The 24434-nt window shown below is 69.1% G+C and carries 23 protein-coding genes and 1 tRNA gene; 13 read left to right on the top strand and 11 right to left on the bottom strand.

Annotated features, from left to right (window positions below):
* Window positions 1–18 precede the first annotated feature (18 nt).
* Window positions 19–798 carry a phosphate ABC transporter ATP-binding protein PstB gene (gene pstB / locus ACN0TP_RS17715; protein ID WP_417221174.1) on the top strand — a complete coding sequence of 260 codons (780 nt, stop codon included), beginning with the start codon at window positions 19–21 and terminating at the stop codon, window positions 796–798.
* Window positions 799–931: 133 nt separating this feature from the next.
* Here pstB and ACN0TP_RS17710 read toward each other — a convergent pair whose 3' ends face one another.
* From ACN0TP_RS17710 to ACN0TP_RS17700, 3 genes are all read right to left on the bottom strand, one after another.
* A complete protein-coding gene (locus ACN0TP_RS17710; RefSeq protein ID WP_417221172.1) occupies window positions 932–1945 on the bottom strand; it encodes an anion permease in 1014 nt (337 codons plus the stop codon).
* A gap of 13 nt (window positions 1946–1958) precedes the next feature.
* A complete protein-coding gene (locus ACN0TP_RS17705; RefSeq protein WP_417221171.1) occupies window positions 1959–2555 on the bottom strand; it encodes a hypothetical protein in 597 nt (198 codons plus the stop codon).
* A 267-nt stretch (window positions 2556–2822) separates the two neighbouring features.
* Window positions 2823–3482 carry a hypothetical protein gene (locus ACN0TP_RS17700; protein ID WP_417221168.1) on the bottom strand — a complete coding sequence of 220 codons (660 nt, stop codon included), beginning with the start codon at window positions 3480–3482 and terminating at the stop codon, window positions 2823–2825.
* A 98-nt stretch (window positions 3483–3580) separates the two neighbouring features.
* Between ACN0TP_RS17700 and ACN0TP_RS17695 the strand changes: the two genes are divergently transcribed.
* The 4 genes from ACN0TP_RS17695 to ACN0TP_RS17680 all read left to right on the top strand — a co-directional run bounded on the left by ACN0TP_RS17695 (window position 3581) and on the right by ACN0TP_RS17680 (window position 6679).
* Window positions 3581–3653: transfer RNA gene (locus ACN0TP_RS17695), tRNA-Lys, on the top strand.
* Window positions 3654–3951: 298 nt separating this feature from the next.
* A complete protein-coding gene (locus ACN0TP_RS17690; RefSeq protein WP_417221167.1) occupies window positions 3952–5226 on the top strand; it encodes an endonuclease/exonuclease/phosphatase family protein in 1275 nt (424 codons plus the stop codon).
* 98 nt (window positions 5227–5324) lie between these two features.
* Window positions 5325–5774 (top strand): DUF2871 domain-containing protein, encoded by a 450-nt coding sequence (locus ACN0TP_RS17685; protein WP_417221165.1) that lies wholly within the window; start codon window positions 5325–5327, stop codon window positions 5772–5774.
* A gap of 41 nt (window positions 5775–5815) precedes the next feature.
* Window positions 5816–6679, top strand: coding sequence for a hypothetical protein (locus ACN0TP_RS17680; RefSeq protein WP_417221164.1), 864 nt, complete (start codon window positions 5816–5818; stop codon window positions 6677–6679).
* Here the strand turns inward: ACN0TP_RS17680 and ACN0TP_RS17675 are convergent.
* The gene (locus ACN0TP_RS17675; RefSeq protein ID WP_417221162.1) at window positions 6668–7918 is read right to left on the bottom strand and encodes a DUF445 domain-containing protein; all 1251 of its coding nucleotides are present in this window, start codon (window positions 7916–7918) and stop codon (window positions 6668–6670) included. The genes ACN0TP_RS17680 and ACN0TP_RS17675 overlap by 12 nt on opposite strands.
* 75 nt (window positions 7919–7993) lie before the next feature.
* Here ACN0TP_RS17675 and ACN0TP_RS17670 point away from each other — a divergent pair, with 75 nt between their 5' ends.
* From ACN0TP_RS17670 to ACN0TP_RS17635, 8 genes are all read left to right on the top strand, one after another.
* Window positions 7994–8863 (top strand): glycerophosphodiester phosphodiesterase, encoded by an 870-nt coding sequence (locus ACN0TP_RS17670; protein WP_417221160.1) that lies wholly within the window; start codon window positions 7994–7996, stop codon window positions 8861–8863.
* Window positions 8860–9867, top strand: a complete 1008-nt coding sequence (locus ACN0TP_RS17665) for an NADPH:quinone reductase (protein WP_417221158.1) — start codon at window positions 8860–8862, stop codon at window positions 9865–9867. Before ACN0TP_RS17670 ends, ACN0TP_RS17665 begins: the two co-directional genes overlap by 4 nt.
* A gap of 6 nt (window positions 9868–9873) precedes the next feature.
* The gene (locus tag ACN0TP_RS17660) at window positions 9874–10557 is read left to right on the top strand and encodes an HAD family hydrolase (RefSeq protein ID WP_417221156.1); all 684 of its coding nucleotides are present in this window, start codon (window positions 9874–9876) and stop codon (window positions 10555–10557) included.
* Window positions 10558–10602: 45 nt separating this feature from the next.
* Window positions 10603–11283 carry an AzlC family ABC transporter permease gene (locus ACN0TP_RS17655; RefSeq protein ID WP_417221154.1) on the top strand — a complete coding sequence of 227 codons (681 nt, stop codon included), beginning with the start codon at window positions 10603–10605 and terminating at the stop codon, window positions 11281–11283.
* Entirely contained in the window at window positions 11280–11591 is a 312-nt protein-coding gene (locus tag ACN0TP_RS17650) for an AzlD domain-containing protein (protein WP_417221152.1), read from the top strand. Before ACN0TP_RS17655 ends, ACN0TP_RS17650 begins: the two co-directional genes overlap by 4 nt.
* A 158-nt stretch (window positions 11592–11749) precedes the next feature.
* A complete protein-coding gene (locus ACN0TP_RS17645) occupies window positions 11750–13411 on the top strand; it encodes an ABC transporter substrate-binding protein (protein WP_417221197.1) in 1662 nt (553 codons plus the stop codon).
* 72 nt (window positions 13412–13483) lie between these two features.
* Window positions 13484–14488, top strand: a complete 1005-nt coding sequence (locus ACN0TP_RS17640; RefSeq protein ID WP_417221150.1) for an ABC transporter permease — start codon at window positions 13484–13486, stop codon at window positions 14486–14488.
* On the top strand, window positions 14485–15453 hold the full coding sequence (locus tag ACN0TP_RS17635; RefSeq protein WP_417221148.1) for an ABC transporter permease: 969 nt from the start codon (window positions 14485–14487) through the stop codon (window positions 15451–15453). Before ACN0TP_RS17640 ends, ACN0TP_RS17635 begins: the two co-directional genes overlap by 4 nt.
* 9 nt (window positions 15454–15462) lie before the next feature.
* Here ACN0TP_RS17635 and ACN0TP_RS17630 read toward each other — a convergent pair whose 3' ends face one another.
* The 7 genes from ACN0TP_RS17630 to ACN0TP_RS17600 all read right to left on the bottom strand — a co-directional run bounded on the left by ACN0TP_RS17630 (window position 15463) and on the right by ACN0TP_RS17600 (window position 24381).
* Window positions 15463–15852 carry a hypothetical protein gene (locus ACN0TP_RS17630; RefSeq protein ID WP_417221146.1) on the bottom strand — a complete coding sequence of 130 codons (390 nt, stop codon included), beginning with the start codon at window positions 15850–15852 and terminating at the stop codon, window positions 15463–15465.
* A 12-nt stretch (window positions 15853–15864) separates the two neighbouring features.
* Window positions 15865–17586 carry an ABC transporter ATP-binding protein gene (locus ACN0TP_RS17625; protein WP_417221143.1) on the bottom strand — a complete coding sequence of 574 codons (1722 nt, stop codon included), beginning with the start codon at window positions 17584–17586 and terminating at the stop codon, window positions 15865–15867.
* Between the two features lie 48 nt (window positions 17587–17634).
* A complete protein-coding gene (locus ACN0TP_RS17620; RefSeq protein ID WP_417221142.1) occupies window positions 17635–18765 on the bottom strand; it encodes an acetate kinase in 1131 nt (376 codons plus the stop codon).
* 26 nt (window positions 18766–18791) lie between these two features.
* A complete protein-coding gene (gene pta, locus ACN0TP_RS17615; RefSeq protein WP_417221140.1) occupies window positions 18792–20864 on the bottom strand; it encodes a phosphate acetyltransferase in 2073 nt (690 codons plus the stop codon).
* Window positions 20865–20967: 103 nt separating this feature from the next.
* Window positions 20968–21702, bottom strand: a complete 735-nt coding sequence (locus ACN0TP_RS17610; RefSeq protein ID WP_417221138.1) for an ABC transporter ATP-binding protein — start codon at window positions 21700–21702, stop codon at window positions 20968–20970.
* 68 nt (window positions 21703–21770) lie between these two features.
* Window positions 21771–22895, bottom strand: coding sequence for an ABC transporter permease (locus ACN0TP_RS17605; RefSeq protein ID WP_417221135.1), 1125 nt, complete (start codon window positions 22893–22895; stop codon window positions 21771–21773).
* 130 nt (window positions 22896–23025) lie between these two features.
* Window positions 23026–24381, bottom strand: coding sequence for an amino acid permease (locus ACN0TP_RS17600; protein ID WP_417221196.1), 1356 nt, complete (start codon window positions 24379–24381; stop codon window positions 23026–23028).
* Window positions 24382–24434 lie beyond the last annotated feature (53 nt).

Here is a 24434-nt window from a genome sequence, read left to right as displayed (position 1 = left end):
AACATTAAGGAACACCTCGTGTCCAAACGCATCGACGTCTCCGACCTGAACGTCTACTACTCCAAGTTCCGTGCCGTGGAGGACGTGAACATCAAGATCGACGCCAAGTCGGTGACCGCCTTCATCGGTCCCTCCGGCTGCGGGAAATCCACCTTCCTGCGCACCCTGAACCGCATGCACGAGGTCATCCCGGGTGCGACCGTCGAGGGCAAGGTCCTGCTCGACGGCGACAACCTGTATGACCCGGGAGTGGATCCCGTCACCGTGCGCAGCCAGATCGGGATGGTCTTCCAGCGCCCCAACCCGTTCCCGACCATGTCCATCCGGGACAACGTCCTGGCAGGGGTCAAGCTCAATGCCCGACGCATCGGCAAGTCGGATGCGGACGACCTGGTGGAATCCTCGCTGCGTGGCGCCAACTTGTGGAACGAGGTCAAGGACCGCCTCGACAAGCCGGGCTCGGGCCTCTCCGGCGGGCAGCAGCAGCGCCTGTGCATCGCCCGCACCATTGCGGTCAAGCCGCAGGTCATCCTCATGGACGAGCCCTGCTCGGCGTTGGACCCGATTTCCACGCTGGCCATCGAAGACCTCATCAACGAGATGAAGAACGACTACACCGTGGTGATCGTGACCCACAACATGCAGCAGGCCGCCCGGGTGTCGGACAAGACGGCGTTCTTCAACATCGCCGGCACCGGCAAGCCGGGCAAGCTCATCGAGTACAACGACACCACGGCGATTTTCAACAACCCATCCGTCAAGGCCACGGAAGACTACGTCTCCGGCCGATTCGGATAACCAGACGGTTCCCGCTGCTGCCAGCGCGCGGCGGGAACGGACCCGGAGGGGGAATCTCCGGGTGATCCCCAGCGGATCGACAGCGGATGCGGGGCGCCGGGGAGGGGCGCCCCGCATCCGTGCGTTAAGCCGCCTATCCCAACAGTGGATTGATGGCCAGGAAGAAGACGCCGGCCACGGCAATGCATACCAGCGGCGTGAGCAGCCAATAGGCGGCCACGCCGGCCACCCGGCGCCACACCACCGATTCGAAGCGCTGGTTGGCGCCGGCCCCCACGATGGAACTGGTCACCGCCTGGGTGGTGGACAGCGGCATGTGCAGCGCAATCGCCCCCACGAACAGCATGGCAGCGGAGACGGTCTGGGCACCCATCCCCCGCAGCGGGTCGATGGCCACCAGCCGGTTGGCGATCGTGTGCGTGATCCGCCAGCCACCGCACAGCACCCCGGCCCCCAGGCAACCGGCGGCGACGGCCTGGGCCCAGAACGGGATTCCCTGTGGCGCCACGGCGCTGCCGGTCACCAGGGCCAGGGTCAGCATCGCGGCGGTGCGCTGGCCATCCTGCAGGCCATGCCCCAGGGCCACGGCACCTGCAGTGATGGACTGGCCCATGCGCCCCACGGTGTTCGCGTCCCCGGAGCTGGCGTGGCGCAGACGCCAGGTCAGCGGGATGACCACCAGGTAGGACAACGCGTAGGCGATGACCGGCGTGAGCAGCAGCGGGATGAGGACGCCACCCACCAGCATTCGCGTCACGCCGTGGACCCCATCGCCACCGAGCAGTGCCGAGGCGCCGCTGGCCCCCGCAAAACCGGAGATCACCGCCTGTGTCGAGGACATGGGCACCGCGCGGTACCAGCAGAACCATCCCCATCCGCCGGCGGCCAGGACGGCGGTGAGCAGGATGGCCAAACCGGGCGCCCCGTCGGGGACATTGAGCTCGACGGCGGCGATCAACGATGTGCCGAACGCGGTGCCCAACAGTGTGCCCACGATGGTGAACGCGGCGGCCAGCACGACGGCGACCGACGGCGTCAACGCACGGGTGCGCACGGCGGCCGCCACCGAATTGGAGGCGTCCCGGAAGCCGTTGAGGAACCCGAACGCGCAGATCGCGGCGAAGACGGTCCAGAGAAGCAGGGGCATGGGCCGGGTCCGCTCAGGATTCCTTGACGAGGACGCGGCCCAGGTGATCGGCCACGGCGTGCAGGGAATCCACCGCGGTCAGCAGCTGCTCGGCAACGGCGCGGTGGCGCAGGATCGTGGAGGCCCGGGACAGGTCAGCGATCTCCCCGAGCCAGGCACGGTGGGTCCGGCGGGCACGGCGGCCCAGCCGGATCATCTGGAGCCATGCGTCCTCGAGGTCGTCGGGATGCTGGAGCTTGCCGAGCGCATCATTGGTCATCTCGGATTGGCGGCCCAGCATCTCCAGCTGTTCGGCGGCCCGCCGGGAAATGCCGGCGGCCGAGGTGGAGACCATCAGGTCACCGGCACCTGCCAGCTCGGCCACGGCGTCGTTGAGCAGCCGTGAAAACGTGTAGAGGTCCTCGCGCGGCAGCGGGTTCACGTAGCTGGTGCGCAGATGGGTCAGCACGGCATGGTGCAGGTCGGTGGCCTGCTGTTCGAACTGCTCGAGTTCACGGATCAGCCCGTCCTGGTCCTCGGCGGGCGCACCGAGCAGTTCCGAGAGGGTCTCCACGCAGTGCCGAACCAGTGTGCCCAGCTGCTGGAGCAGGTCCAAACAGCGCGTTTCCACGGGAAACAGTCTGAATTTCACGAAGTTGAACCGCCGGCGTCTGGTGGGTGGACGAAGAACTGCGTCCCAGTGTACGCACGGGAGGTTAACGGCCGGGGCGGCCGCGGGGTGATGGTGCCGAACCGGGAGCGCCTCTCGGCGGAAGGCCGCTCGAAGCGGCTGCAAGTTGGAGCCCGGGGCTACCGCGGTCCGACACCGCCTCCAGTTTTCTCCCCGGGCGCCGACGATGTCAACCAGGCCGCCGGGGCAGTGGCCGATCCCACACGCTCAGGCCAGTTCGCCGTGCCGCCATGCCCCGGCGGCGGCCTCCAGGTCCTCGGCGGTCTTCACCAGCAGGTCGGCCGTGTGGGTCAGCCGGGTGGACCGTTCGGTGTTCGAGATCTCCGAATCGTCGGCATGTCCAGCCTGCCCCAGGGCAATGATCCGGCAGAAGGCAGCAGTCCGTTCCAGGGCCACGTCGAACTCGCCGTCGAAGGCACCGGTCAGGATCGAATCCGTCATGGCCAGCACCTCCTGCGCGCCCGGTGGCTCCGCGACGCCGGCGACGGCCCGGGAGACGTCCGAGCGCTGGCGGCCGGCGGAGAAATAGGAGGCGAAGCGTTCCGGCTCGCGCTGGGTGGCCGTGTTCAGCGCGTACAGGCGCCACAGGGCTCCGGGCAGCGACCGGGCGGGGCTCTCGGCCCAGAGCTCGGCGAGGACCTCCAGGCCCTCCTTCTGCGCGAGCTTGACCAGCCGGCGGGTGACCGCGGGATCGGAGTTGGCCCGTCCGTGGTTGACCAGGGCCTCGGCCGCCAGGTGGCCGGCTTCGGAGATGCGGGCCGGGTCGGCGCCGCCGGCGAACGGTTCGAAGTCGGCGGGGGCGAAGGGCTTGGGGCGGTGGTGCCGGCGCCCGCCCGCACCGGATCCAGGGGTCTCGGCGTCAGTCATGCCCCGAGGATACTCCGGGCCGAGGGGCCCTGCCACACCGTTTGGGCGGGCCGTCCCGGGGGTGCGTTAGGATGTATATCGGCCACTTTGGCCGCCGGGGGCCTTTAGCTCAGATGGTAGAGCATCGGACTTTTAATCCGCTGGTCACGGGTTCGATCCCCGTAGGGCCCACCCGTTTCATGCCCCGTCCCGCCGTCGCGGGGCGGGGCATTCCACGTCCCCGGGGTCCCGCCGGGGCCGGAGCCGTACGTCCACTCGCCGGAGATTTCAATACGGCAACAATGCCCGGGACGCCCGGATCCCCGCCCTGCCTTCATTGACAAGGTCAACGATCCGCGTCATTCCGGGGCAAACCGGGCACGACGGCGGAACCCGGGTGCCGCCGTCGTGCACTGCCGTGCGGCGGGGAGGGGCACCGGGGAGGCGCCCGGGTATTCCTCGGCGGCCCGGTACCCCCTACGCTGGATGGGTGCGAGCAATCACGAGGGGTCTGGGCGCCAGCCTGCTGGCCGTCACGCTGACGGCCGCATCCGTTGCGCCCGCGCTCGCGACCGGCCCCGATGTGGCCGACTACCTCGACCCGGGATATCCGGGGTTGCGCACGCAATGGGGGGCCTCCGAACAGGTCGACACCGTGCAGGGCGGCGAGCTGCGTGCCGCCGTTTTCAACGTCTCGCTCAGCCGCGGCTACGCCGGTGCCCTCGCCCAGGACCTGTCCATACCGGGTGATGAGCACGCCTCCGCGGCCGCCGAGGTCATCCAGCGCACGCGCCCGGACGTGGTCCTGCTCAACGACTTCGACTACGACGACGGCCACGACGCAGCCCAGGCCTTCAGCAGCAACTACCTGCAACAGGGCCAGAACGGCCAGCGGCCCATCGACTACCCCTACGTGTACGTGGCCCCGAACAACAACGGAGTGGCCACCGGCGCCGACCTGGACGGCAACGGCACCGTCGGGGATCCCGCCGACGGCTTCGGGGTCGGCGACTTCGCCGGCCAGCACGGCATGGTCCTCTACTCCAGGTACCCCATCGACCGGCACCAGGTCCGCACGTTCCAGAACATGCTCTGGAAGTCGATGCCCGGCAACCAGATGCCGCACCAGCGCTATTCGGGCCTGGTCCGCAACGTCATGCGGCTGAACAGCACCACCACCTGGGACGTGCCCGTGAAGGTCGACGGGACCACCGTGCATGTCATTGCAGCGAACCCCGTCGCCCCGGTGGACGAGGCCGGGACGTCCCAGCAAAAACGCAACGCCGACCAGATCCGCCTGCTTTCCGACTACGTCAGCGGTGGTGCCGCGGCGACCTACATCACCGATGACCGTGGACAAACCGGCGGGCTCGCCCGCGACTCGCGCTTCGTCGTCCTGGGTGACCTGGCCGCCGACCCCGCCCACGGGCCCGCGGCGCACGGCGCGGTCAAGGACCTGCTCGGCAACCCGGCGGTCACCGACCCGCGTCCGGCCTCCGACGGGGCCGCCGAGGCAGCCGGCGCGGCGGGCGGCACCGCCGACCACGACGCTGCGGCCCCCGAACTGCTGACGTCCACCCCGGCGGGAGGCGCGGCCCTGCGCACCGACTATGCGTTGCCGTCCACGACGCTCGCGCTCGCCGGCGCCGGGGTGTTCTGGCCGTCGGCGCGCCAGGACGGCCGCTCCCTGGTGTTCGGCGATCCGGCACCCAGCGGCAACCACCGCCTGGTCTGGGTCGACGTGGACCTCCCCGAGGCCAAGTAGCTGCCCGGAATCCACCGTTCGGTTGATCCATCCGCGGCACCGGCGCGGCATCGTTGAAGACAGGCAAACAGCCTGAACCATCAACGAAAGGCCCCGCAGTGCTCCGCCTGCTCTACACCTCCTTCACCTTCGCGATCGTCGGCGTCTTCTCCGGCCTGTTCTACCGGGAGCTGACGAAGGCCCACGACTTCACGGACCGCTCCGCCACCCAGCTGCCCCTGGTCCACACCCACTTCCTGGTGCTCGGGTTCATGGTGCTGCTGATCGTGATGGTGCTTGAACGCGTCTTCCACCTCTCCGCCGCAGCACCGAAGCTGAACACCTGGTTCTACTGGATCTGGACCATCGGCGTCCTGGTCACCGGCGGGATGATGCTTGTCAAGGGCACGCTGGCCGTCCTGGGCTCCGACGCCTCCTCGCCGGCGCTGGCCGGCATCGCCGGGATGGGGCACATGCTGCTCACCGCGGGGATCGTGCTGCTCTTCCTGGCCCTGCGCAAGGCAGTCGTTGCCGCTGTCCCGGCACAGCACGCCCTGGTCGCCGCCTGAAAATGCGGCCCCGGCCGGCACCCGCCGCGTAGGCTCGTTGCATGAAGGAAAAGATCCCCGCGGTGGTCCTGGGCCCGGACGGCAAACCCGTTGCCGGCATCCAGGGCGCCATCATCAAGGCCATCGGCGTCCAGCGTCCCCTCGTGCTGTCCTACCTGCGGCGCCTGCAACGCAAGCACCCGGGAGCCACCGGGGCGGAACTGGCCCGCCTCGCCGAACGCGACTACCTGGTCGCCGTCACCGGAGGCGGGGCCGCGGTGGGCGCCTCGGCGGTGGTGCCGGGGATCGGCACTGCAGCGTCGCTGGGCCTCTCGGCGGCGGCGACCATCGGCTTCCTGGAGGCCAGCGCCCTCTACGCACAGTCGCTGGCCGAACTGCACGGCATCACCACCGAGGACCCGGAGAAGGCCCGCGTGCTGGTGATGGCCATCCTCATGGGGGACGAGGGCAGCTCGATGATCTCCGCCCTGACCCATCAGGCGGCCGGCCGCGGGGCCGGCCCCGTGAAGGGCTGGGGCGCGGTGTTCGGCTCGGGGAAGTCCACCGGTGCCTGGGGTGCGATCGGCGCCCAGGTGCAGAAGCGCTTCCTGCGCAAGATGCTGGCCTCGCAGGGCGCCTCGCTGCTGGGCCGGGCCATCCCGTTCGGCGTCGGTGCCGCGGTGGGAGGCGTCGGGAACCGGTTCCTGGGCAAGAAGGTCGTCCAGGCGGCCGGCCTGGCGTTCGGCCCGGTGCCCACGGCCATCCCCGGGGAACTGGCACCCGTGGGGCGGGGCCGGCTCACCGGCGGCACCGCAGGAGAAGGGCACCACGGGCACGACGGCGGGGCCCGGGACCGTGCGCAGGCGGACGTCGAGGCCCGGATCGAGCAGGAGCGGGCACGCCGCGCCGGAGGCTCAGCCCAGTAGCGCCTGGGCGAGCGCGAAGATCGCCAACCCGGCCAGCGAGCCGACCACGGTGCCGTTGATGCGGATGAACTGCAGGTCGCGGCCCACCTGCAACTCGATCTTCCGGCTGGTCTCCGGCCCATCCCAGCGGGCGACGGTGTCGGCGATCAGGCCGGTGATCTGCTCACGGTAGGTATGCGCCAGGTACCCCGCGGCCCCGGCGATCCAGGCGTCGATCTTCGCGGCCATCGCCGTGTCGGTGCGCAGCCGGGACCCCAGGTCCATCACGGCGCGCACGAAGCTGGCCCGCAACGCCGAGTCCGGGTTCTCCACGGCGTCCAACAGGGCAGCCTTGATGGAGTCCCACCCCGAGGCCACCGCCTCGTGCAGCTGCGGGTCGTCCAGGATGGAGTGCTTGAGCGCCTCGACGCGGTCCACGGTTTCGGGGTTGTGCTGCATGTCGTGGGCAAAATCGGCCAGCCACCCATCGATGCTGCGCCGCACCTGGTGGTCGGGGTCCGCCCGGACGGCGGCGACGAAGGAGGCCAGCTCCCGGTGCAGGCGCTCGCCCACCAGCGAGTCCACCACGGAGGGCAACCAGGACGGTGAGCGCTCGGCCACCAGCCGGACCACCGTCTCGCGGTTCGCCGCCATCCAATCGGCCGCCCGGTCGGCGAGCAGGTCCACCAGGGGTCGCTGGTGCCCGTCGCGCAGCACGAGTTCGAGCATCCGCCCCAGCGTGGAGGACCATTCGGGGGCCAGCATGTGCTTGCGGGCCAGGGACTCCAGCAGCGCCAGCACATCCTCGTCGTCCACGACGGAGAGCACGGCACGGATCGCCGTGGCACCCTCGAGGGCCACCCGCTCGGCATTTTCGGGCCGTTCCAGCCATGCCCCGGCCGGTGCGGCGAAGGACATGCCACCGAGCTTGGCGCCGATGACCTCGTCGGAGAGGAAGTTCTCCTGCACGAACCCACCCAGGCTCTCGCCGATCTGGTCCTTCTTGCGCTCGATGATGGCCGTATGGGGGATGGGCAACCCCAGCGGATGGCGGAACAGGGCGGTGACGGCAAACCAGTCAGCCAGCGCGCCGACCATGCCGCCCTCCGCCGCGGCCCGCACGTAGCGCAGCCAGCCATGCGTCTCCTGCAGGGCAAAGGAGACGGCGAAGACCGCCGCCATGCCGATCAGCAGGCCGGTCGCGATCGCCTTCATCCGGCGCAGTGCGACGGCCCGTTCGACGTCGGAAGCCAGGGCCATGTTGGTCCTCTCGGTGGGGACTGCTGACGGTGTCCCACGATAGTTCACCGGCCGGCATCCCGTAGCGTGGGATCCATGAGCCTCGTCTATGCGCACCGCGGGTCCAGTGGGACCTGCGCCGAGAACACCCGGGCCGCCTACCTGCAGGCGATCGCCGATGGGGCGGACGGCATCGAGTGCGACGTCCACCTCAGCGCGGACAGGCAAGTCGTCTGCCACCACGACCAGACCGTGGACCGCACCTCCAACGCCTCCGGGCGGATCTCCTCCTTCACCCTCGGGGAACTGCGGGGCCTGGACTTCTCCGGGTGGAAGGGCAACGACATCCCCGCCGGCTACGGCACCGTGCACGATCAGCTGCTCACCCTGGCCGAACTGGTGCACCTCGCCTCCGGGGCCGGGCGGCCGATCGGGTTGGCCATCGAGATCAAGCACCCCAGCGAATTCGGCCGCGACCTCGAGGACGCCGTCCTGGACACCCTGGACGGACTCGGCTGGGACGCCGCCACCTCCACCATCGGGTCGGTCGGCATCAGCTTCATGTGCTTCGACGCCGGCTCCCTGCGCCACCTGGCAGCACGGGTTCCCGCCGCCGCGCTCTGCCAGCTCATCACCGGGCCCAACCCCGCAAAGACCAAGGCCCTGCACGACGCCGGTGACCGGCTGGGTGCCGAGGTCGCCGCCGTCGTGTATGGCTCGGCCGAGGAGGGGGTGCCGCTCATCGACGCCGGCCTGGCCGGTATCGCCGGCCCGGGGGTCGCCTGGGCGCGCGAACACCGGGACGTCGTTGCCCGTTGGCTGGCCGCCGGGACACGGCTGCGCGTGTGGACCGTGGACGAGGAAGCCGACATCACGTTCCTGGCCGATCTCGGCGTCCAGGAGATGACAAGCAACCACCCGGCCCATACCCGCAGCGTCCTCACCCGGCACGGTGCGCGACCATGAGCGGGGCCGCTGGGACGGTGCGGGCCGCCGGTATCGACCGCCTTGGTTCCGCGGGGGAGATCCACTGCCTGGATCTGCCCCGCCCCCGCTGCGGGCCGGGACAGGTGCTGCTGCGGGTGTCCGCCGTCGCGGTCAACCACGTGGACACGTTCGTGCGCTCGGGCACCTACCCGACGGTACTGCACTTCCCCCTCGCCGTCGGACGGGACGCCGTGGGCATCATCGAGCAGACCGGCGATGGCGTCGAGGGCTTCAGCGTCGGCCAACGGGCGTGGACCAACTCCCTGGGGTTCGCCGGTCGGCCCGGTGCCACCGCGGAGCTGGTCGCCGTCGACGCCGAGCGCGCCTACCCGCTGCCGGCCGGAGTGGATCCGGTGGTGGCCGCCGCCGCCCTGCACCCCTGCGCGACGGCGGCGCTCGCCGTTCACCGGCACGGTGCCGTGGGGCGCGGGGAGAGTGTGTACATTGCCGGAGGCGCGGGGAACGTCGGGTCCGCGGCCATCGTCCTGGCCGCCCGGCACGGGGCACGCGTGCTGGCCTCCGCGGCCGCCGGGGACGCAGCCTGCTGCCGGGGCTTGGGGGCCGAGACGGTGGTGGACTACCGGGATGAGGGCGTGGCCGCCCGGTTGCGCGAGGCGGCACCCGGGGGCATCGACGTCCAGATCGAGACCTCGGGACGCAACGACCTGGAAGCGGCGGTGGGGTTGGCGGCACCGCGCGGCCGCATCGTGGTGCTCGCCGGACCGGAGTCCGCCCCCGTGCTGCCCGTCGGGAAGCTGTACATGCGCGATGCGAGCGTGCTGGGCTTCGCGATCAGCAACGCGACAGTGGGCGAACTGGCCCAGGCGGCGGCCACCGTCAACACGATGCTGTCCGAGCGCAGCTGGGAGCCGCGGCACATCCGGCGACTCGCGTTCGCCGACGCGGGCCGGGCCCACGGAGACCTCGAGGCGGGAAACGTGCGGGGCACCCGGATCGTCCTGCTGCCGGAAGCGGCCGGGTGACCCGGCGTGGACTTTCGGGCCCGTGCCGTCTTCTTTGATCTGGACAACACCCTCTTTGACCACCAGTCGTCGGCGCGGGCCGGGGTGACGGCGCTCGTGGAGGGCCTGGGCCTTCGGGGCGGTGCCGGTCTGCAGCGGACCTGGGCCGAGCTTGAAGCCCGGTACTTCCATCGGTATCTGGAGGGGACTTTGTCCTTCCAGGAGCAGCGCCGTGCCCGGATGCTCTCCTTTCTCCAAGCGGCTGGCCTCGACGTCTCCCCGGGCCGGGACGCGCTGGACGATTGGTTTTCCGTGTACCTGGCGGCCGCCCGTGGGGCCTGGGCCGCCTTCCCCGATGTGGCCGAAACGCTGGCGGGACTGCGGAAGTCGGGCACTTCCCTCGCCGTGGTCACCAACGGAACCCAGGATCAGCAGGTTGGGAAAATGCAGGCCTTGGGGATCATGGAGCTGGTGGACCAGGTGTTCACCTCCGAGGCGACAGGGCATGCCAAGCCGGCCCGGGAGGCCTTCCTGGTCCCCTGCGCGGCCCTGGGCGTGGCCCCCGCGGACGTTCTGCACGTCGGGGATGACCCGGTGGCCGATATCGAGGGGGCGAAACGCGCCGGACTCCAGGCGGTCCTGGTGGACCGGTCGGGGAGGGCCGACGGTCCCGTGCTGCACACGCTGGCGGATCTGCACGTCCGGGCTTAGGCCACACTCGGGCTCTCCAGCCGGCCGCTGGCTAGACTCGGGGGCATGCGTTTGAGCCAATCCCCTGCCGTGAAGACGGGCCTGTCCATCGCGGTGGCGACCGGCCTGTACGGCATCTCCTTCGGCGCGCTGGCCGTCTCCTCGGGGCTGGAGTTCTGGCAGGCCGTTGCACTGAGCGCCCTCATGTTCACGGGCGGATCCCAGTTCGCCTTCATCGGGGTCATCGCCGGGGGTGGTGCCGGGTCGGCGGCCTTCGGCGCCGCGACCCTGTTGGGCGTGCGGAACATCATCTACGGGGTGCAGATGAACGCGATGGCCCGCCCCCGGGGCTGGCGCAAGGCAGCCGCCGCCCACGTGACCATCGACGAGTCGACGGCCACGGCGATCGTGCAGCCGGACCTCGCCGAGTCCCGGCGCGGATTCTGGACGGCAGGAGTGGGCATCTTCATCCTCTGGAACGTGTTCACCGTGGTCGGCGCCCTGCTCGGGGACGCCCTGGGGGACCCGAAGGCCTGGGGGCTGGACGGCGCCGCCGTGGCAGCCTTCCTGGCCCTGTTGTGGCCGCGGCTGAAGTCGAGGGAACCGGTGGCCATCGCCGTCGTCTGCGCCCTGGCCACCGTGCTGGTGGTGCCGTTCGTGCCGCCGGGCGTCCCGATCCTGGTGGCGGCCCTCGTGGCCGGGGTGTGGGGCTGGGTTGGACACCAGGGCCGGGAGGCGTCGGCATGAGCCTGTGGTGGTGGGTCCTGCTGGCGTGCGTGGTCGCCTACCTCTCCAAGTTGTCCGGCTACCTGGTGCCGGCGCGCATCCTGGACAAACCGCGCATGGGCCGTGTCGCCACCGCCCTGACCATCGGCCTGCTGGCCTCGCTGACTGCGGTCAACACCTTCGCCAGCGGGCAACAGCTGGTCCTCGACGCCCGCGTGGGCGCCCTCGTCGCCGCGGGCATCGCCCTGCTGTTGCGCGCCCCGTTTCTGGTGGTCGTGATCGTGGGCGCGGTGGCCGCAGCACTGCTTCGGTTGGCCGGAATGCCATAAACGGGGTCTGGCTTGCGTGAATCCCGCACCGAATGAGACTAGGATCACATTCATGCACCGCGCCTCCGACCCGGAGGTGCAGGGGAAAGCGACCCCCCGGTGAGATCACTCGACCTTCAGGAGAAGCCATGACACCCAGTGGCACGCCACGGTGGAAAATGTCCCGCCGCTTTGCAGCCATCACCACCTCGTTCGCGATCGGGGCCCTGGTGCTCAGCGGATGTGCCGAGAGCCAGCGCAACAACGGCGGTGCCGAAGGGTCGGGGGACTCGGCGGTGAATTCCACGTTCATCTTCGCCGCCTCCTCGGACCCGAAGTCGCTGGACCCGGCCTTTGCCTCCGACGGGGAATCCTTCCGCGTCAGCCGCCAGATCTTCGAGGGCCTGGTCGGCACGAAGCCCGGTACCGCGGACCCGGCTCCACTGCTCGCCGAATCGTGGGAGCAGTCCGAGGACGGGCTCAGCTATGACTTCAAGCTCAAGGAAGGCGTGAAGTTCCACGACGGCACCGACTTCAACGCCGAGGCCGTCTGCGCCAACTTCGAGCGCTGGTACCACTTCAAGGGCATCCAGCAGTCCGAAACCGTTGCCTACTACTACGGCAACCTCTTCCGCGGCTTCGCCGACAAGCCGAAGAACGCCGTCTACAAGTCCTGCGACGCCGTCTCCGCCTCGGAGGCCAAGATCACCCTGGCCAAGCCGTTTGCCGGGTTCGTCGCGGCCCTGAGCCTGCCGGCGTTCGCCATGCAGTCACCGACGGCGCTGGAGAAGTACGACGCCGACAAGGTCGGCGGCACCGCCGAGGCTCCCGTGCTCTCCGAATACGCGACCAAGCACCCGGTCGGCACCGGGCCGTTCAAGTTCGACAAGTGGGAGACCGGCCAGAGCGTCGAGCTGTCCTACAACAAGGACTACTGGGGCGACAAGGGACAGATCGACAAGATCATCTTCCGCGTCATCGACGACCCGGTGGCCCGCCGCCAGGCGCTGGAGGCCGGCAGCATCGACGGCTACGACCTGGTCTCGCCGTCCGATACCGACGCCCTGGAGAAGGACGGCTACAAGGTCGTGGCCCGCCAGCCGTTCACCATCCTCTACCTGGGCATCAACCAGAAGGTCAAGGAACTCTCCAACCTCAAGGTCCGCCAGGCGTTGTCCTACGCGATCGACAAGGACGCGCTCATCAAGCAGACCCTGCCCACCGGCACGGAAAAGGCGATCGAGTTCATCCCGCCGAGCGTCAACGGCTACAACCCGGACGTCGAGAAGTACGACTACAACCCGGAGAAGGCCAAGCAGCTGCTCAAGGAAGCCGGCTACCCCAACGGCTTCACCGTGAAGTTCAACTACCCGACCGGCGTATCCCGCCCGTACATGCCCACCCCGGAGCAGATCTTCACCAACCTCTCGGCACAGCTCAAGGACGTCGGCATCAAGGTCGACGCCCAGCCGAACAAGTGGAGCCCCGACTACCTGGACCGCATCCAGGGCGGCAGCGACCACGGCATCCACCTGCTGGGCTGGACCGGCGACTACAACGACACGGACAACTTCGTCGGCGTGTTCTTCGGCTCCGAGAAGCCGGAGTACGGTTTCGACAACGAGAAGCTGTTCTCCGACCTGGCCAAGGCCCGCGGCATCGCTGACCTGAAGGAGCAGACCCCGCTCTACCAGGACATCAACGCGGAGATCGCCGACTTCGTCCCGGCCGTCCCGCTGGCGCACCCCGCGCCGTCGCTGGCCTTCAACGAGCGGGTTGATTCCTACCCGACGAGCCCGGTCAACGACGAGGTCTTCAACGAGATCAAGCTGAACAAGTAACCACCGAGGTGACGGTACGACGGCGGGGGATCCCCGCCGTCGTACCGTCTCCCGTGATCTCGAGAGGACACCGTGCTCAGAGTCATCGGCAAACGGATCGCCCTGCTGATCCCGACGCTCCTGGGTCTTTCGATCCTGCTGTTCGTGTGGGTGCGCAGCCTGCCCGGCGGCCCCGCCACCGCCCTGCTGGGCGACAAGGCCACCCCCGAGGCGGTGGCCCGCATCAACGAGGCCTACGGCTTCGACCAGCCCATCATCGTGCAGTACCTGCAATACATGGGCAAGCTGCTCTCCGGCGACTTCGGGGTGAGCCTGCAGACCGGGCGCACCGTCACCGAGGAATTCGCCACCCGCTTCCCGGCCACCGTCGAGCTGACCATTGTGGCCCTGGTCTTCGCCATCGGCGTCGGCATCCCGCTGGGATACTGGGCGGCCCGCCACGTGCGCAAGTGGCAGGACCACTTCTCCGTGGTGCTCTCCCTGCTGGGCATCGTCATCCCGGTGTTCTTCCTGGCCTTCATCCTCAAGTGGATCTTCGCCATCCAGCTGCCGTGGTTCCCCACGGACGGCCGGCAGAACCCGCGCATCAACGCCACCCACATCACCGACTTCTACGTGCTGGACGGGCTGCTGACCCGTGAGTGGGATGCCGCCTGGGATGCCTTCATGCACCTGGTGCTGCCCGGCCTGGCGCTGGGCACCATCCCGCTGGCCATCATCGTGCGCATCACCCGTGCCTCGGTGCTGGAGGTCGTGAATGCCGACTACGTGCGCACGGCCAAGGCCAAGGGGCTGACCGAGAAGCTGATCCGCAACCGGTTCATCCTGCGCAATGCGATGCTGCCGGTCACCACGACGATCGGCTTGCAACTGGGCCTGATGATCTCCGGGGCGGTGCTCACCGAAACGGTGTTCGCCTTCAGTGGCATCGGCAGGTTCCTGCGTGATGCCATCTTCACGCTCGACTATCCGGTGCTCCAGGGGTTCGTCATCTTCATCGCGATCTTTTACGCGCTGATCAACCTGCTGGTGGACATTTCCTACGGCCTCATCGACCCGAGGGTGCGTGTGCAATGAGCATGACACTGCCGCCAAGTGGCGGATCCGACATCGCCGGGGCCCCCGGCGTCCCCGAACCCGGCCCGGGTGCCGGTGCGCCGCCGGCCCCGACCCGGCGCGGCAACAGCGTCTGGCGCGACGCGTTCACCCGGTTGCGCCGCAACCCGGCGGCCATCGCCGGCGCGGTCATCGTCGCCGTGTTCCTGCTGGTCGCGGCGTTCGCGCCACTGATCGCCCCCTTTGGCGGGAACGACCTGCCCGGGCGCAAGGAGATCATCCCCACCCACATTCCGGGGCCCGGCGAATTCGAGCAGTACCTGCTGGGCCTGGACCGCTTCGGGGGGGACGTGTTCTCCAAGCTGGTCTGGGGTGCGCGCGCCTCGTTGGTGATCGGCGTCGTGTCCACCGCCTTCGGGCTGGTCGGTGGCATGGTGCTGGGCCTGCTGGCCGGCGGTTTCGGCGGCTGGGTCGACAACGTGATCATGCGCTTCGTGGACATCCTGCTCTCGGTGCCGAACCTGCTGCTGGCAGTCTCCATCGCCGCGGTGCTGGGACAAGGCCAATACGCGGTCATGATCGCCATCGGTGTTTCCGCCGTGCCGATCTTCGCCCGCCTGCTGCGCTCCTCGATGCTCCAGCAGAAGGGGGCCGACTACATCCTGGCCGCCCAGACCCTGGGCTTGAGCCGGCGCACGATCACCATGAGCCACCTGCTGCCCAACTCGGTGGGACCGGTGATCGTCCAGGCGACACTGACCCTGGCCACCGCGGTGATCGACGCTGCGGCGCTGTCCTTCCTGGGCCTGGGCGGGGGGTTGCCGCAGACGGCCGAATGGGGACGCATGCTCACCTATGCGCAGGCCGAGCTGGGCATCGCCCCGCAGCTGGCCTTCCTGCCCGGTGCCTGCATCGCCATCACCGCGCTGGGCTTCACCCTGCTGGGGGAGTCCCTGCGCGAATCGCTGGATCCGAAGTCCCGGTAGCTGCCGGGTTCAGTCCGGCTGGTTTCGGCGCTGGCGCGCCAGCCTCACCAGGACCAGGAACACGGCGATGAACGCCAGCTCGAGCAGGCAAAGCAGCGCGACGGGGATCCAGGCCGACTGGCCGATGAAGATGATCGCGCCCATGCCCAACAGCAGCGTGGCCATGGCCAGGACGAACCAGGCGAATCCCAGCACGGTGCGCGCGCTGCGCATCCCGGTGCGGAAACCGAAGCCCTCGGGGACCGCACCGGCGCCGTGGAATTCGGCGGACCCGTTGGCATAGTGGTCCTCGCCGGCGGCCGGCCCGCCGTGCTGCGGGCCCTGTCCCGGCGGGCGGGCCTCGTCGTCGGGCTCGTCGCCCTCGTCCGGTGACCGCGGGTGGTCCAGCCAGGACGGCATGTGTTCGCCTCCCTACGCGGCGTCCGGATCGATTTCCAGCTCGTTGCCGGGGATCGAGGCGAGCAGCTTGCGGGTGTAGGGGTGGCGGGGATTCGTGAAGATCTCCTCGCTGGTGGCGGCCTCCACGAGTTCGCCGTCCTTCATCACGCACACGAAGTCGGAGATCAGCCGGACCACTGCCAGGTCGTGGGAGATGAACAGGTAGCTCAGGCCCAGTTCGGCCTGGAGGTCGCCGAGCAGTTCGAGGATCTGCGCCTGCACCAGCACGTCCAGGGCGGAGACCGGCTCGTCGCACACGATCAGTTCCGGTTTCAGGGCCAGGGCCCGGGCGATGGCCACGCGCTGGCGTTGGCCGCCGGAGAGCTCGGCCGGGTAGCGGCGCAGCATCGCATGGGGCAGCGACACCTGGTCCATGAGTTCGTGGACGCGGGCGTTGCGTTCTGCGGAGTTGCCGCGCTTGTAGGTGGTCAACGGTTCCTCGATGATCCGTCCCACGGTGAACATGGGGTTCAGCGACGAGTAGGGGTCCTGGAAGACCGGCTGCACGCGCTGGCGGAAGTCACGCAGGTCAGCGCGGTCCAGTGTGGCCACGTCCTTGCCGTCGAAGAGCATGGTGCCGCGGGTCGGTTCGATGAGCTTGAGCAGCATGCGTGCCGTCGTCGTTTTGCCCGAACCCGATTCGCCGACGATGGCCACCGTCGAGCCGCGGGGGATGTCCAGGGTGACGTCGCGGGCTGCAAAGAAGTCCTCCTTGGTTCCGCGGCGCTTGTAGGCCTTGGTCAACTCGCGGATCTCCACGATGTTCTTCGGGGCGTCCTGCTGGAGAGCTGCATCCGTGGCCTTGGCGACCCGCTCGGTGGCGTCGGCGGCAAAGGCGCCCGGGCTCAGGCGTGCCACCGCGACCGAGGGGGCGGCCTTGACCAGCGACTGGGTGTAGGGGTGCTGCGGATCCTCCAGGAGCTGGCGTGCCGGACCGGATTCGACGACCTTGCCGCGGTGCATGACGACCAGGTCGGAGGCGCGTTCCGCCGCGAGTCCCAGGTCGTGGGTGATCAGCAGGACCGAGGTGCCCAGTTCAGCGGTCATCCGCTCGATCTGGTCCAGGATGGTCTGCTGGACGGTCACATCCAATGCCGAGGTCGGCTCGTCGGCAATGAGCAGCCGGGGGCGGCAGGCCAGGCCGATGGCGATCAGGGCCCGTTGGCGCAGGCCGCCGGAGAACTCGTGCGGATACTGTTTGGCGCGCGACTTCGCATCGGGGATCCCTGCCGCTTCCAAGGTGGCGACAACCCGGGCGTCGACGTTCTTGCGGGTGGCCATGCCGTGGACCAGCAGCGTTTCGGCGACCTGTTGGCCGATCTTCGTGACCGGGTTCAGGTTGGACATGGGATCCTGCGGGACGAGTCCGATCTGCCGGCCGCGGATGGAGCGCATCTTCGCTTCCGGCAGGCCGACGAGGTCCTGCCCGTCAAAGGTGATGCTGCCGCCGACGACCTTGCCATTGCCGGCCAGCAGGCCGATGGCGGCCATGGCGGTGGTGGATTTGCCGGAGCCGGATTCGCCCACGATGGCCAGCGTCTTGCCCGCGTGCAGGCTGAGGTTGGCACCCTCGACCGCCTTGACCGGACCGTTCAACGTGCTGAAGTCGATGGCCAGGTCGGTGATCTGCAACAGGGGACCACCACCCTCCGCGGGTTCGGCGGAATCGGTGAATTCGGATGTGGCGTGCGTCATAGTCCCATCCTGCCTTATCGGCGGGTGGTTGGCACGCCGCCACGGCCCCTACCCCGCGAGGGCGAGATCCTCGGTGGCCCGCGCGATTTCGGACTCCTCGTCGGTGGGAACCACCAGGACCGGGATCGCCGAATCCGGCCCGGAGATGATGCGCGCCTCCTGGCTGCGCTCCACGTTGGACATCTGATCGAGCGTGACGCCCAGCGCCCCGAGCCCGTCGACCACGCGCTGGCGGAAGGGCCAGGAGTTCTCGCCGATGCCTGCGGTGAACACGATGGCCTGGGCCCCGCCGACGGCGACGTGGTAGCCACCGATGTACTTCTGCAACCGGTAGGAGGCGACCTCCAAGGCCAGCTCGGCGCCGTCGTGCCCCTCCGCGGCGGCCTCGACGACCGAGCGCATGTCATTGTCGCCGGAGAGCCCCTTGAGCCCGGAGTCCTTGTTGAGGATGCGGTCCATCTCCTCGGCCGTGTATTCGCCGCGGATCACCAGCTGGGTGACGATCGAGGCGTCCAGGTCCCCGGAGCGGGTGCCCATGACCAGGCCCTCGAGCGGGGTGTAGCCCATGGAGGTGTCGATGCTGCGCCCGTCGCGGATGGCGGTGACCGATGCGCCGTTGCCCAGGTGGGCGATGACGGCGCGGAAGCGGTCCCGCTCGATGCCCAGCAGCTCGGCGGCGCGCCCGGTGACGAAGTCGTGGCTGGTGCCGTGGAACCCGTAGCGGCGCACGCCGTGCAACTTGTACAGGTCATCCGGGACCGCGTAGCGCCAGGCATGTTCGGGCAGGGTGCGGTGGAATGCGGTGTCGAAGACGGCCACCTGCGGGAGCTTGGGCCACTTCTCCAGCAGGGCGCGGATGCCCAGGGCGGCGGCAGGGTTGTGCAGGGGCGCAAGCGGGGCGAGGCGCTCGATGGCGCGGACGATCTCGTGGGTGATCAGCACGGGGGTGGTGAAGCGCTCGCCGCCGTGGACGACCCGGTGGCCGACCGCCTCGATCGCCCGGTCGCCCAGGACGCGGTGCAGGTGCCCTTCCACAGTTTCCAGCGCTGCCGCGTGGTCGGGGACCTCGGTCTCGCCGATCCGTTCGACCAGGCCGGAGAGCAGGACCTCCTCGGTGGTGGTTTCGCGGACCTGGTACTTCAGCGACGATGAACCCGAGTTGATGACGAGTACGAGCATGCGGGGGACTCCTGGTCTTCTGGTGGCTAGTCTTCCTGGGCCTGGATGGCGGTGATGGCGACGGTGTTGACGATGTCATCGACAGTGCAGCCGCGGGAGAGGTCGTTGACCGGTTTGTTCAGGCCCTGCAGCACCGGCCCGACGGCGACCGCGCCGGCGGATTGCTGGACGGCCTTGTAGGTGTTGTTGCCGGTGTTCAGGTCCGGGAAGATGAACACCGTCGCCTGCCCGGCGACCGAGGAACCCGGCAGTTTGGAGGCTCCGATGGAGGCGTCGACCGCGGCGTCGTACTGGATGGGGCCGTCCACTGCCAGTTCCGGGTCGCGCTCGCGCACCAGGTCGGTGGCGGCGCGGACATCGTCGACCGAGCCGCCGGAGCCGGAGGTGCCTGTCGAATAGGAGAGCATCGCCACCCGGGGTTCGACGCCGAACTGCCGGGCCGTCTGGGCCGAGGCCACTGCGATGTCGGCAAGCTGGGCCGCATCGGGTTCCGGGTTCACCGCGCAGTCCCCGTAGACCAGCACGCGGTCCTCCATCAGCATGAGGAACACGGAGGAGACGACGGCGACCCCGGGCCGGGTCTTGATGAACTCCAGCGAGGGGCGGATGGTGTTCGCCGTGGTGTGGGCGGCGCCGGAGACCATGCCGTCGACGTGGCCCAGGTGGACCATCATCGTCGCGAAATAGGACCGGTCGAGCATGCGTTCGCGCGCTGCATCGAGCGTGACGCCCTTGTGGGCGCGCAGCTTCGCATATTCGGCGGCGAAGCCTTCCAGCAGGTCGCTGCGGGCCGGGTCGGTGATGGGGATGGAGCCCAGGTCGATGCCGTGGGTGGCCGCCAGTTCGCGGACCTCGTGGGTGTTGCCCAACAGGATGAGGTCGCAGATGCCGCGGCGGTTGATGATCTCCGCGGCCCGCAGGATGCGCAGGTCCTCGCCCTCCGGCAGCACGATGCGCTGCCGGGAGGACCGCGCCCGTTCGACGAGCTGGTGCAGGAAGCGCAGCGGAGTCATGGTCGCCGGTGCCGGCAGGGAGAGCCGGGCGAGCAGTTCGTCCTCGTCGACGTCGCGGTACCAGGCGCCCAGGGCCGCCGCCGTCTTGCGCGGTTGCGCGGCGGTCAGCGTGCCGGAGACCTCCCAGACGCGGTGTGCCGTGGAGTAGGTGTCGTCCGGGACGGTGAAGACAGGGAAGGGTGCGGCGGCCAGCAGGGGCAGTACGGTGTCCTCGATGGGCCGGGGACCGGTGAGCAGCAGGGCTGCGGTGGTGGGGAAGCCAGGTGTCCGGGACGTGGCGACCGCGGTGGCCATGACGTCGGAGCGGTCCGCCGGGGCGATGACCAGCGAGTCGTCGCGGTAGCGCTCCAGCAGGTAGCCCACGTTCATGGCGGCCACCAGCACGTGCCGGACGTCGCGGTCCATTTCCGGTGCCCCGGCCACCAGCTGTGCTCCCAGGGCCGAACTGACCTCCCCGACGGTGGGCCTGACGATCTCGTCGATCTCCGGGAGCACGTAGACCTTGCGGTGCTGCAGACCGGGGCGGACGGTGTCGCGGATCTGCCCTGCCAGTTCCGGGTCGGCCCGGTTGACGATCATGGACAGCAGGGAGACGTTCTCCTCGTAGAAGCCCTTGCGGGCCACGTCGACGGCGTCGACCGCCTCGTTCACCGTGTGTCCTGCCGCGTTGACCACGCCGACGACATGGCAGCCGAGGTGGTTGGCCAGCTGGGCGTTCAGCCCGAATTCCAGGGCCGCGTCATGGTCGGAGAGGTCGGTGCCCTCGACGATGACCACGTCCACCTCCCGGGCGATCCGGCTGTAGGCCTCCAGCGACCGGGAGTGGATCTCGTCGATCCTGCCGGCGACGATCAGCTCGCGGGCCTGGGCACGCGTCATGGCCACGCTGACATGGGAGTCGTCCAGTTTGAAGAGGTCACGGATGAGGGTGGCTGCCGGATCGGTGTCCACCTCGGGGCCATCGGTGATGGGGCGGAAGAACCCGATCCGGTCCGCGTGCCGGTGCAGGAGGTCGGCCAGGCCCAGGGTGACCAGCGATTTGCCGCTGGCCGGGGTGGACGCACTGACGTAGATGCCGCGGGCCATGGGTCTCCTTCGAAACGGGACGAATTTCCCCGTCCATCGTGCCACGGCACGGCGCGGACCGCCGAGGATGCCCGTCACATCCCGGGCGGCCCGCGCCCGCGGCTCAGGAGTTGGCCGGCACCGGTGCCGTCAGGTGGCCATCGCGCATGGTGGCGACGGCATCGGTCAGCGGGACGAACTCGGTGTCGTGGGTGACCATGACAGTCGCGACCTGGAACTCGTCGGTGACCTGGCGCAGCAGCCTCACGATCGAGTCGGAGCGGTCGTGGTCCAGGGCCGCTGTGGGCTCGTCGACCAGCAGCACCGTGGGGTCGCCCATCAGGGCGCGGGCGATGTTCACGCGCTGGCGTTGGCCACCGGAGAGCTGGTGCGGCCGCTTGGAGGCGTCGGAGCCGAGTCCGACCAGGTCCAGGAGCCCGGCGGCCTTGTCCCGTGCTGCCTTGGGGGACTTGCCGCGCAGGTGGTCCACGATGAGCAGCTGCTCGGTGGCTGTCAGCGAGGCGAGCAGGTTCGGCTGCTGGAAGATGATGCCGATCTTCTCGCGACGCAGGGTGGTGAGGTCGTGGTCGGCCAGCCCGGTGGCGTCGACGCCGTCGATCAGGACCACGCCGTGGGTGGGGCGCACCAGCGTGGCCGCGGTGGCCAGCAGGCTGGACTTGCCCGAACCCGACGGGCCGACGAGGGAGACCATCTGGCCGGGCTCCACGGCGAGGTCGACGGCGTCCAGGGCCTTGACGATGCCCTCGCCATCCGGGTATTCGAGGGTGACGTTGACCAGGCTCAGGGCCGAGCCGGTGCGGGTGGAGGCGGGGCGGGGTGAATTGGACGTGGTGGTCATGGGGTGTCCTTCGTGCAAGGCAGGGGGTGGGGGAGGCGGCGTGCCGCCGCGGGAAGCGGGCGGGGCGGTTAGTTCCCGCCGAGGGCGATCAGGGCATCGACCTTGGTGGTGCGGCGGACGGCTACTGCGGATCCGGCCAGGCCCAGGACGACGATGCCGATGATCGGCAACAGCGTGGTCTGCAGGTTCACCAGGAATGGTGCCGCCTGCGCGGCGAAGAACCCGCCGAGGATGCCGACCGCCCCGCCGATCCCCGCTCCGACGAGCAGGACGATGGCCGCCTGGGTGATGGCGTCGCGCAGGATGTAGCCCCCGGATCCGCCCAGTGCCTTCAGCACGGCGATGTCGCGGGTGCGCTGGACGGTCCAGACGGTGAGGAAGGCGACGATGACCAGTGCCGAGATGCCATACAGGAACGCCTGCATCATCAGCAGGGAGCCGTGCTCGGACTTGTAGGAGCCCAGGGCCTGGAAGGCCCCGGTGCGTGAGGTGCTCACGGTGTGGGCGGCCTGGTTGGCTGCCGCCTCGTCGACCGTGGCGCCGTCCTGGTAGGTGATGGCCGCGACGGTGCCGATCTGGTGCGGGTCGGAGAGGTGGGCGATCTTCGACCAGGTGGGAAGTGCCGTCCAGACGACGCTGGTGTGCGAGTACCACTGGTCGGAGACGATCTTCCCGACGGTCAGTTCGGTTCCGCCCAGGGCCACCGTGTCACCGGTGTCGACGGAGAGGTCTTCTGCCGCCGTCGTGCTCAGGACCACTGTCTTGCCGTCCACCGGGGCGGGGGCGAGCTGGCCGGCCGGGTCGACCCCGAAGACCGCCACATTGGTGGTGCCGACCGCGTGGTCGGCGTCCCCGGCCTGGAGGCGGGTCTGGCTGATGCCCAGGGGCTCGGCGCGGGCGACGCCGTTCTGCCGGGACCAGTCGCTGACCTGGCTGGCGGTGATGGAGCTTTCGGTGAAGGATTCCTTCGGGTCCGCGGTGCCGGTCGCACCGAAGGCGATGGTGTCCACCGGCTTCGTGGTGCCGTCCTCGTGGACGGCGCCCAGCTGGGAAATGGATGAGGTCGACTGGTCGCCCAGGCCGGCGGTCAGCCCGGAGAGCATGACCAGCAGCAGGGTGATCAGGGCGACGACGCCGCCCATGAGGGCAAACCTGCCCTTGGCGAAGCGGATATCTCGAATGGCAAGGAACACGGTGACTTCTTTCGGGGGACAACACGAGCCGTTTGGCTCCTGTATCCACCATCCCGTGATCCCGGATCCGGTCCATCAACCGTTCGGTTGATCCTCGGGGTGGGGGCGCTCACACCTGCCCCCGCCGCCGTCAGGAGGTGCTGTTGGCCGTCTCCAGGTCGACCTTCCGCCGGCCGTCGGCGCCGACGAACTGGTAGGCGATGAGCAGCAGGACAATCCACACCGCGCCGACGACCAGGGCGGTCCTCCCGGAGGTGCTGAAACCGAGGATGACGACGATGAACGCCATGAACGCCAATCCCAGGTAGCTCAGCACCGGCCAGAACGGCATGACGTATTTTCCCGGCTGCCGGCCGGCAGCGCGCAGTTCCAGGCGCATCCGGTGGTGGGCCAGCAGGATGACCCCCCAGGTGAACACCGTGGCGAACGTGGCGATGGACGCGACGATGAGGAAGAGCTGGTCGGGGATCCAGAAGTACAGGCCCAGGCCGACCAGTAGGCAGGCGGCGACGACCCCGACCGGCCAGACCGGGATCCCGTTGCGCGAGACCCGCCCGAAGGCTGCCGGTGCCTGCCCCTGCTCGGCGAGCCCGTACATGGTGCGGGTGGCCGCGTAGAAGATGGAGTTCATCGCCGACAGGGCCGCGGTGAGGACCACCGCGTTGATGATGTGCTCGGCGGCGGGGATGCCCAGTCCGGCGAAGACCTGCACGAACGGGCTGCCCTCGGAGCCGATCTCGCTCCAGGGGAACATGCACAGCATGACGCCCAGGGAGAGCACGTAGAAGATCAGGATGCGCATCGGGACCGTGTTGACCGCCTTGGGGATAGCCGTGGCGGGGTCGCCGGTCTCCCCTGCGGTCATGCCCAGCGTCTCGATGCCGCCGAAGGAGAAGACGACGATGCCCAGGCTCATCACGATGCCCCAGACGCCGAAGGGGGCGAACCCGCCGTGGTCCACGAGGTTGTGCAGGCCGGGGTGGTATCCGCCGACGGTGACGCCGAAGACGATGAGGTACAGGCCCCCGGCGATCATGGCGATGATGGTGGCGATCTTGATGAGCGTGAACCAGAATTCGAGCTCGCCGAAGACGCTGACCCGCAGCAGGTTCAACCCGCCGATGAGCAGCATGGCAGCGAGCATCCAGATCCATCCCGGGGCGTTCGGATACCACATGCCCATGTACTGGCCGACGGCCGTCATGTCGGCGATCGCCACGACGATCATCTCGAAGGCGAACGTCCAGCCGGCGAGGAATCCGACGCGCGGGTGGATGTAGCGGTTCGCGTACTGGGCGAAGGAACCGGCGACCGGATGCCGGACTGCCAGTTCGCCCAGGGCACGCATGACCGTGAAGACCACGCAACCGGCGACGATGTAGGCCAGCAGGACCGCGGGACCGGCAGCCTGGATGGTTTCGGCCGAACCGTAGAACAGTCCGGTGCCGATCGCGGATCCCAGGGCGATGATGGTGGCGATCTTGATGAGCGTGAACCAGAATTCGAGCTCGCCGAAGACGCTGACCCGCAGCAGGTTCA

Origin of the sequence: Arthrobacter sp. (assembly GCF_048266065.1) — a bacterium.
In the GTDB taxonomy this organism is placed as follows: domain Bacteria; phylum Actinomycetota; class Actinomycetes; order Actinomycetales; family Micrococcaceae; genus Arthrobacter_H.
Note: the sequence above shows the minus strand (reverse complement) of the source record. Positions and strands in the feature narration are given on the sequence as shown.